At 74.3% G+C, this 12,871-nt stretch carries 10 protein-coding genes and 1 pseudogene; all 11 read left to right on the top strand.

Annotated features, from left to right (window positions below; genetic code table 11):
- Positions 1-613 (top strand): annotated as a pseudogene (locus tag ACWDCZ_RS35745) (hypothetical protein); the annotation flags it as partial.
- Positions 603-2,243: an ATPase, T2SS/T4P/T4SS family gene (locus tag ACWDCZ_RS35740; RefSeq protein WP_449818050.1), complete on the top strand. Its 1,641-nt coding sequence runs from the start codon at positions 603-605 to the stop codon at positions 2,241-2,243. The pseudogene ACWDCZ_RS35745 and the gene ACWDCZ_RS35740, both read left to right, overlap by 11 nt.
- Positions 2,243-3,208 (top strand): type II secretion system F family protein, encoded by a 966-nt coding sequence (locus ACWDCZ_RS35735; protein ID WP_117492593.1) that lies wholly within the window; start codon positions 2,243-2,245, stop codon positions 3,206-3,208. Before ACWDCZ_RS35740 ends, ACWDCZ_RS35735 begins: the two co-directional genes overlap by 1 nt.
- A complete protein-coding gene (locus ACWDCZ_RS35730; RefSeq protein WP_049658133.1) occupies positions 3,205-4,083 on the top strand; it encodes a type II secretion system F family protein in 879 nt (292 codons plus the stop codon). The genes ACWDCZ_RS35735 and ACWDCZ_RS35730 overlap by 4 nt, the downstream gene beginning before the upstream one ends.
- Positions 4,084-4,142: 59 nt before the next feature.
- On the top strand, positions 4,143-4,442 hold the full coding sequence (locus tag ACWDCZ_RS35725) for a hypothetical protein (protein WP_117492592.1): 300 nt from the start codon (positions 4,143-4,145) through the stop codon (positions 4,440-4,442).
- 38 nt (positions 4,443-4,480) lie between these two features.
- Complete coding sequence (locus ACWDCZ_RS35720) at positions 4,481-4,855, top strand: TadE/TadG family type IV pilus assembly protein (protein WP_234348625.1); 375 nt, start codon at positions 4,481-4,483, stop codon at positions 4,853-4,855.
- 104 nt (positions 4,856-4,959) lie between these two features.
- Entirely contained in the window at positions 4,960-5,337 is a 378-nt protein-coding gene (locus ACWDCZ_RS35715) for a pilus assembly protein (RefSeq protein ID WP_143204636.1), read from the top strand.
- A 160-nt stretch (positions 5,338-5,497) separates the two neighbouring features.
- A complete protein-coding gene (locus ACWDCZ_RS35710; protein WP_049658128.1) occupies positions 5,498-5,947 on the top strand; it encodes a hypothetical protein in 450 nt (149 codons plus the stop codon).
- Entirely contained in the window at positions 5,947-10,017 is a 4,071-nt protein-coding gene (locus tag ACWDCZ_RS35705; RefSeq protein ID WP_449818049.1) for a LysM peptidoglycan-binding domain-containing protein, read from the top strand. The genes ACWDCZ_RS35710 and ACWDCZ_RS35705 overlap by 1 nt, the downstream gene beginning before the upstream one ends.
- Before the next feature lie 174 nt (positions 10,018-10,191).
- Positions 10,192-10,944: a TnsA-like heteromeric transposase endonuclease subunit gene (locus ACWDCZ_RS35700; protein ID WP_449818048.1), complete on the top strand. Its 753-nt coding sequence runs from the start codon at positions 10,192-10,194 to the stop codon at positions 10,942-10,944.
- Positions 10,941-12,791 carry an integrase gene (locus tag ACWDCZ_RS35695; RefSeq protein WP_449818047.1) on the top strand — a complete coding sequence of 617 codons (1,851 nt, stop codon included), beginning with the start codon at positions 10,941-10,943 and terminating at the stop codon, positions 12,789-12,791. Before ACWDCZ_RS35700 ends, ACWDCZ_RS35695 begins: the two co-directional genes overlap by 4 nt.
- Positions 12,792-12,871 lie beyond the last annotated feature (80 nt).

Raw genomic sequence — 12,871 nt, 5'->3', positions numbered from 1 at the left:
ACCGGGCACCGGGACGCGCCGCCAGAACACCTCGTTGACGATGATCCGGTTCACGGTGAACGGGGCGTGGCCGGGCCGGACCCGGTGGATGGCCCAGGCCCCGGCCCCGCCGATACCGGCCCCGCCCGTGCCGATGGCGCCGCAGCCGTCGATGCCCGCGCCCGCGCCGGGCCCGTACGGGCAGTCGGCGTACGGTCCGGGCGGCCGACCGGGGTACGGGCAGGGCGGTCACGGCCAGACCCCGTACGCGCCAGGCCCGCAGGCGCAGGGCCCGTACCCGCAGACCCCGCATGGGCAGGGACCGTACCCGCCGGGCCCGTACGGTGCGGCGGCCCACGGCCGCTCCGGCTACGGGACGGCCGAGGGCGAGCAGCCCTCGTACGCCCCGCCGCAGCCCGCTCCGCCGGTGATCACCACCGGACCGGTGGCGCCGCTGGCCGGGCTGGCGCCGCAGCCGGCCGCGCCGGCGCCGTTCCCGGCGCACGTCCAGTCCGCCCCGTACGGCGATCCGGACGACCAGTACCCGCTCCAGCAGCCGTTTGTGACAGACAGTCAGGACAACGTGAACGGGCCGTACCCGCACGACCCCGGGGAGGTGCTCCGTGCGCGGTAGCCCCCTGCACCAGCGTCCCGGCGCCGATCCGGCCGCGCTGCCCTGGGCGGGGCCGGTGCCCGGGCCCGCGCCGGTGACCGGTCCGGTCGCCCCGGCGCACGGGTACCAGCCCGGCCCGGTCGCGCCCCAGCCCGGCCCGGCGCAGCCCGTCGCGCCGCAGCCCGTCCCGCCCGGCGCGGCCGCCGGGCCCACCGCCGTGCCCTCCCAGCTGCCCTCGCTGGACCTGCGCGGCTCCGCCACCCGGCCCGCCGTGGACCCGCAGGTCGCCCGCGAGCTCAAGCGCCAGGTCGCGGCCGAACTGCACCAGCAGATCACCCGGTTGACGCTCTCCTCCGGCTCCGAGCCGGACCGCGCCACCCGCCGCCAGCGCGGCCGGGCGCTGATCGAGGAGGCCGTCGCCCGGTGGTCCGACGCGTACGCCCAGACCCACGGCATCCCGCCCACCCGGGATCAGGACCGCGCCCTCGCCGAGGCCGTCTTCGACCTGCTGTTCCGGGCCGGCCGGCTTCAGCCCTACCTGGACGACCCGGAGATCGAGAACATCCTGATCAACGGCTGCGACGACGTCTGGGTCTCCAAGGTGCACCAACCCCTGCGCCAGGTACCGCCGGTGGCCGACAGCGACGCCGAACTCGTCGAACTGCTCCAGGACCTGGCCCGCCAGCACGGCGGCGGCGAGCGCAGCCTGTCCACCGCCAGCCCGACCCTCGCGCTGCGGCTGGAGGGCGGCATGCGCCTCCAGGCGCTCACCGAGGTGACGCCCCGCCCGTACGTGGCGATCCGGCGCCACCGGGTGGCCTCCGCGACGCTCCCCGAGATGGTCGAACTCGGCACCCTGGACGCCACCTTGGCCGCCTTCCTGGCCGCCGCGATCCGGGCCCGGAAGAACGTGATGATCACCGGCACCCAGGGCGTCGGCAAGACCAGCCTGCTGCGCGCGATGGCCGCCGAGATCCCGCCGGACGAGCGGATCGGCACCCTGGAGTCGGAGTTCGAACTCTGGCTGCACACCCTCGGCCACCTGCGCCAGGTCGTCCCGATGGAGGCCCGCGAGGGCAACGGCGAGCGCGTCGAGGGGCGCCTGGCCGGGGAGTTGACCCTCGGCGACCTCATCCCGGCCGCGCTGCGGATGACGCTCTCCCGGATCATCGTCGGGGAGGTCCGCTCCGGCGAGGTCGTCCCGATGCTGCGGGTGATGACCAACGGCGAGGGCGGCTCGATGTGCACCCTGCACGCCCGCGGCCCGCACATGGTCGTCGACCGCATCGCCGAACTCTGCCTGGAGTACGGCTCGCACATGACCGACTCACTCGCCTACCGGCTCACCGCCAACGCCCTGGACCTCATCGTGCACGTCACCATGGTCGACGAGACCGCCGTCGGCGGCCGCCGGCACCGCTTCGTCTCCCACGTCCTGGAGGTCACCGGCCTCGGGGAGAGCGGCCGGCCCGCGCTGAACACCGTCTTCGGCCCCCGGCCGGACCTCGGCGAGCCGCGGGCCGTCCCGCACACCCCGCCGCAGTGCCTGGACGACCTGCGCCGGGCCGGCTTCGACGCCTCGCTGCTCGGTTCCCGGTACGGGAGTTGGGCCACCCCGCTGCAGCTGCGGATCGGCGGTGGCACCCGGTGATGCTGCTCTTCGCCCTGTGCGGGCTGGCGGTCGCGGGCGGCATGGTCGCCCTGGCGCTCTGGGCCCGCGGCAGCGAGCCCGTCGAGGAGGACGAGGCCGAGCGGGCGGTCAACCCGCTGGCCGGCCGGCTCCACGTGTTCTGGTACGGCGCGCCCGGGACGGCCGGGCACCGGATGGTGCGGCTGCGCCGCGTCCAGCTGCCGCTGGCGCTCGCCGGCGCGCCGCTGGCCTGGCTGTTCACCGGCATCCCGCTGACCGCGCTGCTGGTGCCGCTGGCCGTCTTCGGCCTGCCCTGGCTGTTCGACACCACCCGCCCGGACACCCACCGGATCGAGCGGCTGGAGGCGCTCTCCGAGTGGACCCAGCGGATCGCCGACGTGCTGCTGCTCGGGGTCGGCCTCAACCAGGCCATCGTCACCAGCCGGCGCACCGCCCCGGCCGCCCTGGAGGACGAGATCGGCGAGCTGGCCGCCCGGCTGCAGGCCCGCTGGCGCCCCGAGGAGGCGCTGCGCGCCTTCGCCGACAGCCTCGCCGACGCCACCGCCGACAAGGTGCTCGCCGCGCTCGTGCTGCGGGCCGGGGACAGCGGCCCCGGCCTGGCCCGCACGCTCTCCGACATGGCCGACTCGGTGCGCGAGGAGGTCCGCCAGCGCCGCGCCATCGAGGCCGACCGGGCCAAGCACCGGACCACCATCCGCTGGCTGGTCGGCATTATCGTGCTGGTCGTCACCGTCGGCTCCTTCAACACGGAGTACACCCGGCCGTACGGGACCTTCCTCGGCCAGGTGGTGCTCGCCGTGGTCGCCGCCCTGTTCGTGGCGATCATCGCCTGGATGCGGGCGCTGGCCTCCCACCCGCCGGTGCCCCGGCTGCTGACGCCCGACCGGCGCAGCAGGAGCGGACGGCGGACCACCGCCGCGCCGACCGGGCCGGAGCCGGTCGAGCAGCTCGGGGAGGTCCGATGATCTCCCCCTGGTCCGTGCTGGCCGGCGCCGCCGCGGCCGGCGGCCTCGCCCTCCTGGTCGCCGAACTGCGGCCGGCGCCACCGGACCTGCGCCAGGCGCTGGACCGGCTGCACGCCACCCCCGCCGACCGCGAGCAGGACCCGGACGAGCGGCCCCGCTGGTACGACCGGATCGGCGAGCGGTCCGTCCACCTGCGCGGGGTCTCCGTCCCGCGCCGCGAGCTCGCCCTGATCGGCCGCACCCCGGCCCGGTTCATGGTGCACAAGCTGCTGTTCTCCGCGCTCGGCCTGCTGCTGCCCGCCTACCTGGGCGCGATGGCCGTGCTGATGGGCGTCGGCCTGCCGTTCGCCCTGCCGCTGGTCGCCGGGCCGCTGCTGGCCGGACTGCTCTGGTTCGTCCCGGACGCCGTCGTGCGCGGCGAGGCCAAGGAGGCGCGCACCGAGTACCTGCACGGCATCGCCGCCTACCTGGAGCTCGTCGCGATGGAGCGGGCCGCCGACTGCGGCCCCGCCGAGGCGCTGCGCCGGGCCGCCGCGGTCGGGCGGGGCGCGGTGTTCCGGCGGATCCGCGACGCGCTGGAGCGCGCGGCCACCGACCGGCTCCCGCCGTGGGCCGGACTCGACGCGCTGGCCGAGGAGTTGGGGCTCAGCCCGCTCCAGGACGTGGCCGACATCATGCGGCTGTCCGGCAACGACGGCGCCGCCGTGTACGACACCCTGCGGGCCCGGGCCAAGGGCCTGCGAGGGGAACTGCTCGCTGAGGACCTCGCCCGCGCGAACGCCGACAGCGAGCGGATGGTCGCGCCCGGGGCCGCCCTGACCCTGCTGATGACCGTCCTGATCGTCTTCCCCGCGCTGCACCAGATGCTCAACTGACAGCCGTCCCAGAGCAGCCGACACCACACCACACCGCCACGTCCCTCCGGAGAGACCCGATGACCGTACGACTCGTCCAACTGGCAGACCGGGTGCTGCGCCCCGTCCTGCTACCGGTCCAGTTCGCACTCCTGCTGTTCACCCTGCGGCTCGGCCGGCTGCGGGCCGCCCGCGCGCGCGGCGACCGCGGTGCGATCAGCATCGAACTCGCCCTCGCCATCATCGCGTTGGTCTTCGTCGCGGGTGCCGTGGCGACCGCGCTCTACCTGCTGAAGGACAAGGTCGTCAAGAAGGTCCAGCAGGACCCGAACATGCCGGGTGCGGGCGGAGCGGGCGGCGCGGGCGGCGCCACCCCGTGATGCGTGCCGCTCTCCGCCGCAGGGGCGACCGGGGGTCGATGAGCGTGAGCCTCGCCATCGTCTTCCCGGTCGTCCTGCTGCTCGTCCTGCTCGTCGTCCAGGCCGCGCTGTGGTGGTACGACCGGCAGGTCGCGCTCACGGCCGCCCGCGAGGGCGTGGACGCCGGACGGGTGCAGGGCAGCGCGACGGACGGCGAGAAGAACGAGGCCGCCCAGCGGCAGGCCCGCGACTTCCTCGACCGGCAGGGCGTGCACGGGTACACGGTGCGGACCGACGGCAGCACGGCGCAGACCATCCGGGTCACCGTGCGGCTGACCCCGCCGCTGCTGATACCCGGGCTCAAGGCGCCCGACATCACCCAGTTCGCCGAGGCGCCCCGCGAGCGCTTCGTACCGCCGGCGGTGACACCGTGACGGACGCGCTGCGGACACCGGGCCCACGGCGGCGGTGGTCGGGGCTCCGGTCGCGACCGCGCAGGCCGGACCGGGGCGGGATCGCGATCGAGGCGGCGATCGTCGTGCCGGGGGTGGTCGGGCTGGTCCTGCTGGCCGTCGCCGCCGGACGGGTGCAGACCACGGCCGGCACCGTGGAGGCCGCCGCCCGGGCCGGGGCCCGGACCGCCTCCCTGCAGCGCAGCGTGGACGGGATGGACCAGCCGGCCAGGGACTCCGCCCTCGCGACGCTGCGCCAGCAGGGCGTGTGGTGCCGCGACGGGGACGTGCGGGTCGGCAAGGGGGAGCTGAACCTGCCCGGCGGACCGGTCACGACCGTCACCGTCACGGTGGTCTGCGACGTGGAGCTGGCCGACCTGCTCGGCGGACCGTCCGGGATACCCGTGACGAAGCACCTCGTCGGCGAGTTCACCTCGGTGGTGGACCGTTACCGGGGCACATGACAGCGCGCGGCGCCGTCACCGGGAAGACAGGGGATTGGAGACGGCCCGTGCGGGGGAGACGCAAGCGGAGAGCGCTCGGGGGATGGCGGAACGGTACCGAGCGGCGCCCGGTGGGGGCCGGTGGGGAGAGCGTCGTGCGAAGTGGGGGGAGGGGACGGAAGTGGTGAGCCGTCTGCGGCGACGGCTGTCGGCGCGCCGGTCCGACCGGGGCGCGGTGGCCCTCTTCGTGGCGATCTGCGCGGCCTACGTCGTGCTCGTCATCGCCCTGGTGATCGACGCCGGCGGCCGGCTGCGGGTCGCCGAGCGGACCGACGCCTACGCCCTGGAGGCCGCGCGGGTCGGCGGCCAGCAGCTCGACCGGGCGGCCGTCCTCCAGGGCAAGGGCTTCAAGGTCCAGGAGAAGTACGTGCGGGACGCCGCCGACGCCTACCTGGGCCTGTACGGCCTGCGGGCGGGCGGCATCGAGTTCTCCGGTGACGGCAGGGTCGTCACCGTCACCGTGCAGGCCGACTACCGCCCGGTCCTGCTGGGCGCCCTCGGGGAGCGGAAGGTTACGGGCAAGGGCAGTGCGACCCTCGTCCACGGAGTAGAGAAAGCGGAGACCGACTGATGGCCGCGCCACGTGCCAAGGACCAGGCCCGTACCGCCCAGGCCCGAAACGGCCAGGCCCCCAACGGCCGGGCCGGGACGTCCCATCGGGCCGGCGGTGCCCGAAGGCCCGCCGCCCCGGCGCCCCGACCACCCCGCGGCCGCGGCCGCGCCGTGATCACCGCGCTCGGCGCGCTGGTCGCCCTGCTCGCGCTGCTGTTCGGCGTCCCCGCGCTGCTGCTGTACGGCACCGACGCGGTCGCCGGGATGGGCGAGGTCGCCTCGGGCGGGGTGGGCGAGGCGCTCACCAGTCCGGACGACGGAAGCCTGTTCCTCTGGGCGCTGGTGGTGGTCGGCTGGATCGCCTGGGCCTGCTTCGCGCTCTCCGTCCTGCTGGAGATCCCGGCCCAGCTGCGCGGCCGGATCGCCCGCCGCATCCCGGCCTTCGGCTGGAGCCAGCGGCTCGCCGCCGGGCTGGTCGGCTCGGTGCTCGCCCTGCTCCCGGTGGCCGGCTCGGCCTTCGCGGCCGTCCCCGAGCCGAACCACAGTCCGGTCGTCCAGGCGCAGTTGACGCCGGGCGTGCAGCGCGCCGCACTGCCCTCCGCGCAGGCCGCGCCGGCCCTGACCCCGGCCGCCGAGCAGCAGAGCACGTACACCGTCCGGGACGCCCGGCCGGCCGACAGCCTGTGGTCCATCGCCGAGCGCCAACTGGGCTCGGGGGAACGCTGGGTGGAGATCGCCAAGCTCAACGACGGCCGGATGATGGGCGATTCGGGCATCCGCTTCGACGCCGACCGGCCGATCCAGCCCGGCTGGGAGCTGCTGATGCCGGCGGACGCCAAGCCGGACGAGGCGAGGACGCCGGCGCCGCCCGCCCCGGCCCCCTCGGGCGACCCGGCGCAGGGCTCGCCGCAGGAGACGCCGCAGAGCGCTCCGCAGTCCGGGACGGAGGCCGGCGGGCCCGGTGGCGCGGGCGGCGCGGCCGGCTCCGGCGGCCAGCGGACCGTCACCGTCCAGACCGGGGAGAGCCTGTCGGCCATCGCCCAGCGGGAGCTGGGGGACGGGGAGCAGTGGCCGAAGCTGTTCGAGGCGAACAAGGGGGCGCAGGCCCCGGACGGGACGCAGCTGACCGACCCGGACGTGGTGGTGCCGGGGATGGTGCTCACCGTCCCGGGGACGGGGGGTGCCGCACCGGCGCCCGCACCGGCTCCCGCTGACCAGACTCCGGCCGACCAGGCCCCGGCCCCAGCGCCGGCCCCCGCCGACCAGGCTCCGGCGCCGGGCGCTCCCGCGCAGGGCGCGCCGCAGTCGGCCCCGGCGCCCGCGCCCACGCACGCGCCGGCCCACGCGCCCGCCCCCGCCGCGCACGCCGACCCGGCCCCCAGCGACGACTACACCGTCGCCCTCTCGGCCTCCACCGTCGGCGTCCTGCTCGCGGCCGTCATGGTCGGCGCCGTCGCCCACAAGCGCGGCACCCAGCAGCGCGCCCGCCGCCCCCGGCACCGCATCGCGATGCCCGAGGCCGAGGCCGCCGCCTTCGAGAACGAGCTGATGGCCCGGCAGGACCAGGCCGGACTGGACCTGCTGGACCGCTCCCTGCGCACCCTGGCCCGCAACACCGTGCGCGGCGGCAAGCGGCTGCCCGCCATCGTCGCCGCCCGGATCACCCCGGGCCGGACCATCGAACTGCACCTGTCCGGACCGGCCACCCCGATCGCGCCGTTCCGCGCCGCGCACGCCGCCAACGTGTGGTGGTGCAGCGCCGACTCGGGCGACCTGCTCAGCCCCGGCCAGGCCCGGAAGACCGCCGCGCCCTACCCCGCGCTGGTCACCCTCGGCACCTCGCCGGACGGCTCGGTGGTCCTCGCCGACCTGGAGGCCGTCCGGCTGCTCCACCTGTCCGGCCACCCGGACGACGCCCGCGACGTGCTGCGCACCCTCGCCGTCGAACTGGCCCACAGCCCGCTCGCCGACCGGCTCCACCTGCACCTGGTGGACCTCGCCGAGGAGGTGCCGATCAGCGGCCCGGCCGCCGAACGCGTGCACCGCCACCCCACCCTGGAGGCCGCGCTCGCCGCCCTCGGCCCGCGCACCGCCAAGGCCCGCGCCACCCTCGTCGCCGCCGAGGCCACCAGCCCGCGCGAGGCCCGCAGCCGGGGCCAGGCCGACGAGTCCTGGACGCCCGAGATCGTGCTCTGCGCCCACCAGCCCGGCGGGGACGTCCCGGCCGAGCTCGGACGCCTGCTCGACGCCCGTCCGCGCACCTGCGTCGCCGTCATCACCCGCGCCCCCGAGCGCGGCACCGGCCCGGTCGCCCGCTGGACCCTGCCGGCCTCCGGCCAGGCCGCGATCCCGGGCCTGCACCTCACGGTCGAGCTGCAGCGGCTCAGCGACCGGCAGTACGACCAGGTCGCCGAGCTGCTCCGGGTCGCCGACGACACCACCCAGCACCCGGCCCCGGCCTGGACGCTGGACGGGCCGGAGGACGACACCGACACCACCGAACTGCCCGCCGCCGTACCGGTGCTGGCCGCCGTCGGGGCCTCGGCCGCCGTGGCGGTCCCGGCCATCGGGGCTTCGGCCGGCGGAGGTCCGGCTGCCGCGGCTCCGGTCGGTGGGGCTTCGACCGGCGGGGCTTCCGTCGGTGGGGCTTCCGCCGGCAGGACTTCCGCCAGCGGGACTTCCGTCGGCGGGGCTTCGGCAGGCGGAGCGGAGGAGGGCGCGGCCGCCGGTCCCCGGCTGCTCGCCCGGGTCATCGGCACCGGCGCCAGCCCGTTCGCGGGCACCGATCCGGTGGCGCCCGCTCCGACCCCTGCCGCGCTGCCGCCCGCGGCGTCCAGCCCGGCTCCGGCGCCTGCCCCGGCTCCGGCCGGCCCGGCGCGGTTCGCCGTCAACGGGCAGGGACGGCAGGCGGCGACCGACGAGACCACCCGCGACCTGCGGCGGCCGGGCCTGGCGGAGGACGACGGGACGGCCGGGCCGGGGGACACCGGCTCGGAGTCCACGGCGACGGTCGTGCTCGCCGTCCAGCCGGTCGTGCCGCAGCCCGTCGTGGCGGAGCCGACCGCGTCGAAGACGGCCGAGGGCCTTGTGCCGTCGACCGAGCCCGCTCCCGCTGCCGCTGCCGCTGCCGGTCCCGAGGCCGCCGTCGCCCTCGGGACCGGACCGGCCGGGACCGCGGAGACCGCGGAGGCCGTCGAAGCCGCCGAGGCCGTCGGTGCGGAGCAGCCCGGCCCCGCCGCCGTCGCCCCGGTCGCCCGGACGACGCCCGGCCGCAGCGACAGCGACGACCTGCTCGCCATCCTCCGCTCCCCGGAGGCGCACGCCCCCCGCAACGCCCCCCGGATCCGGCTGCTCGGCCCGGTGGACGTCGCGGGAGTCCTCGGCGCCGCCGCACCCGGCGCGCTGCCCCGGCTCACCGAACTGGCCGTCTACCTGGCGCTGCGCCCCGGGTCCGACCGCCACGCGCTCGACCACGACCTGCACCCCGGCGCGGCGCACCTCGACCCGCACCCCACCGCGGCCGGCTCCGAGAGCCCGCTGCCGGCCAAACTCGCCGACCTGGCCGCCTGGTTCGGCACCTCGCCGGAGGGCCGGGTCTTCCTGCCCACCGAGGGCACCGAGGGCTACTCCTTCGCCCCGGCGGTCACCTGCGACTGGGACGAGTTCCGCGGCCTCTACCGGCGCGGCATGCGCAGCACCAGCGCCACCGCCGACGCGGCCCTCGCCCACGCCCTGGCCCTGGTCCGCGGCGCGCCGTTCGCCGAGGCCCCGCCGGCCTCGTACGGCTGGGCCGAGGCCGAGCGGCAGGACATGATCGCGGCGATCGTCGACACGGCCCACGAACTGGCCGCCCGCCGCCTGCAGTACGGCGACCACCGCAGCGCCGAGGCCGCCGTCTTCCGCGGCCTCGCCGTCGCCCCGGACGTCGAACTGCTGCACCGGGACCTCTTCTACGCCTACGCCTCGGCCGGCGCCCGGGACCAACTCCTGCGCGCCGTCAATCGGTTGGACGCCCTCAGCCGCCGGACCGGCCGGGATCTGGACGCCGACACCGTCGCCCTGCTGCGGGACCTGCTCGCGGGCTCCTGACGCCGCGACCACCCTCTAGGATCCGCAGTTTCGTGAGCACCGTCGGCGGATCATGAGCACTATCCGAGCAGATCCGGGTGATCATGAGCATCGGTGACGTTCAGTAGTTGTCAGTTGTCGGACTCTTGCGGTCTTCCGCGCTTGGACGGTACGGGTACTCCGTACCGTCCAAGCATGACGGTACGTGGCTCGAGCAAGGGCCGTAACGAACGTGGGGGACCTACAGCGTCGCTTCGCTACGAAGACGGATCGGTACGCGAAGTCCCCTTTGGTCAGCTTCGGTTGACGGACTTCGCTGAGTCGGTGCCGTGGCGCCGAGTGCGGTCTGTACGTGGGCAGGCTCACTACTCGGGCAAGTACGCCTCGGCGACGACGGGCGGGCACGTGGTCTACGAGAGCCGACTGGAGCTCGCGCGCCTGCTCCTGGCGGACTTCGATCCAGACGTGCGTGGCATCTTCGCCCAGCCGTGTCGGGTGGTGGCTCGGATTGGCGATCGGATTCGCCGCCATGTTCCGGACTTTCTTCTGGTGATGAAGTCGGGAGCGGTGAGGGTGATCAACGTCAAGCCGGCAGACCGCCTGCGGGAACCAGAGATCGCGGAGGCACTGGCCTGGCCGGGCGAGCTGATCGAGCGGCACGGCTGGCAGTACGAGATCTGGTCCGGGGCAGATCGAGTGCTGCTGGAGAACATTCGGTTTCTGGCGGCGTATCGGCGCCCCGGCATCGTGCCCAGAAGCGAGCTCGAGCGGGCCTGGCACCACGCGGTGGACGGCGCCCAGATGGCTGTCCTCGAACGGCGATTGGCAGGCGGTCGTCCAGCCCATGAGGCTCGGCCGGCGCTTATGGCGCTGCTGTGGTTGGGGCGGCTGGCCACAGACCTGTCCCGGCCGCTGTCCGGAGACTCGGTGCTGCGGAGGCGCGGGTGAGTGCCTGGACGGCGACGCTGCGGCCAGGGCTGCCGATCAGCTTCGACGGCGAGCAGTTCACGGTCGCCGAGATCGAAGGGCGCCGAATTCTCCTCGAGCAGGCGGCGGTCGCTGGAGCGCCGAAGTGGCGGCAAGTCGATATCTCTGTCTTGCTCTCGCACCCTACGACCGAGGTTCTGGTCCCGGCGCCGGCTGAGGAGACGGCGGTCGCGGCACTGCTGAGCGGTCTGGGTGAAGGTGAGGATGACGCCCTGACAGCGAGGGTTCGACACGTTCAGGAAGTCCTCACCGGCTTCCGGCTCGGCCACGCCGATCTCGCTCTGGACGGCGAGCCACGCGTGGACTTCGCGCCGGGAGTCCCCATGCTGCACCGCTACGCGGTCAAGGCCGCCGAACTCGGGGTGGGTACGAGCACAGTCCGCCGGTGGGTTGCGGCCCTGAAGCGATCCGGCCCAGCCGGATTGGTCACCGAGCGTCCGGTGCGCAATGTGCTGGACCGGGTCGATCCGCGCTGGGTGGAGATGGCCTGGTCGGTACTGAAGGGGCGGGTGAATTCGAGTCGGCCGGTCCGGAACCTGGTTCTGATGGAGATCGAGGAGCGTCTGGCTGAGAAATACAAGGACGAGCCCGTTCCGCTGCCCGCTCGTACCACGGCGTACGAGGTGCTGCGGGAGCTGTCCAGAGGAACGAATGCGTTCGAGGGCAGCACGAAGGGCAAGCGGTCGATCGCGAACGCGCCGCAGGGGACCTACGGCAGACTGCGGGCCACCCGGCCGGGCGAATACGTGGTGCTGGACACGAACAGTCTGGACGTCTTCGCAATGGAACCGGTGACCTGCCGGTGGGTGCGGTGCGAACTCACGGTCGCGATGGACCTCTACAGCCGGTGCATCACCGGCCTGAGGCTGACACCCGTATCGACAAAGTCGGTGGACGTGGCGGGCGTGCTGTTCGAGACGGTCCAGCCGCGCGAGGCGCCGGCGCACGGTGGCGAGCCGCTGCCGTACTGCGGAGTTCCATCCGCGGTGGTGGTCGACGCGGACAAGCTGGTCGACCGGGATGGGCAGCCGTTGCTGCCGACAGTCGCGGCGGAGACGATCATCTTTGACCATGGCAAGGTCTACCTGTCGAACCACATCCAGAGCGTCTGCGCGAAGTTGGACATCTCGCTGCAGCCGGCCCGCCCCTACACGCCGACCGACAAGCCGGTGGAACGATGGTTCAAGACTCTCAACCAGGGGTTGCTGGCGGCTCTGCCTGGTTACAAGGGATCAGATGTGCACAGTCGCGGCGAGAAGGTCGAGCAGGAGGCGTTTTTCTTCCTCGACGAACTCGAAGCGATTATCCGTGAGTGGATCACCCGTATCTATCACCGGCGGCACCACCGCGGGCTCTGCGTCCCAGAGGTCCCGGGGTTGAAGCTGAGTCCGTTGGAGATGTTCGAGCACGGCGTCAACCGGGCAGGCCCGCTGCGGATTCCGGCGAGGCCGAATCTGGCGCTGGAGTTCCTGGAGGAGACCCGCACGACGATCCAGCCCTACGGGGTGGAGATCGGTGGCCTGCGTTACAACGGTGATGCCCTCAACGACTACCGCAGCCAGCCCAGTTCGCACGGTGGGGTCGATGCTGGCAAGTGGCCGATCGCGGTGGATCGTGGTGACATCACCAAGGTCTACTTCCAGGACCCGAAGGACTGCCGATGGCATTCGCTGGTCTGGGAGCATGCTGCCGCGCTGGACGGCCCGGTCAGCCGTGAGGCAATGGTCTACGCTCGCAGGCTCGCGGCCCAGACGCATCGGTTCCCTGACAGCAAGCGCGCGTTGATCGAGCTGCTAGGGCCTGTGTGATGTTGTGATCAGTTGGGTGGTCGCACGAGGTCGTCTATCCAGATCATTGAGGCGCGGAGGTGGAGGCCTGCGAGGTAGCT

The sequence above is a fragment of the Kitasatospora sp. NPDC001225 genome (assembly GCF_053597855.1).
Note: the sequence above shows the minus strand (reverse complement) of the source record. Positions and strands in the feature narration are given on the sequence as shown.

Excerpts from the sequence above, each read along its gene's own strand:
- ACWDCZ_RS35730 (WP_049658133.1), top strand. The coding sequence starts at position 3,205 with ATGATCTCCCCCTGGTCCGTGCTGGCCGGCGCCGCCGCGGCCGGCGGC.
- ACWDCZ_RS35735 (WP_117492593.1), top strand. The coding sequence starts at position 2,243 with ATGCTGCTCTTCGCCCTGTGCGGGCTGGCGGTCGCGGGCGGCATGGTC.
- ACWDCZ_RS35720 (WP_234348625.1), top strand. The coding sequence starts at position 4,481 with ATGAGCGTGAGCCTCGCCATCGTCTTCCCGGTCGTCCTGCTGCTCGTC.
- ACWDCZ_RS35700 (WP_449818048.1), top strand. The coding sequence starts at position 10,192 with ATGACGGTACGTGGCTCGAGCAAGGGCCGTAACGAACGTGGGGGACCT.
- ACWDCZ_RS35705 (WP_449818049.1), top strand. The coding sequence starts at position 5,947 with ATGGCCGCGCCACGTGCCAAGGACCAGGCCCGTACCGCCCAGGCCCGA.
- ACWDCZ_RS35725 (WP_117492592.1), top strand. The coding sequence starts at position 4,143 with ATGACCGTACGACTCGTCCAACTGGCAGACCGGGTGCTGCGCCCCGTC.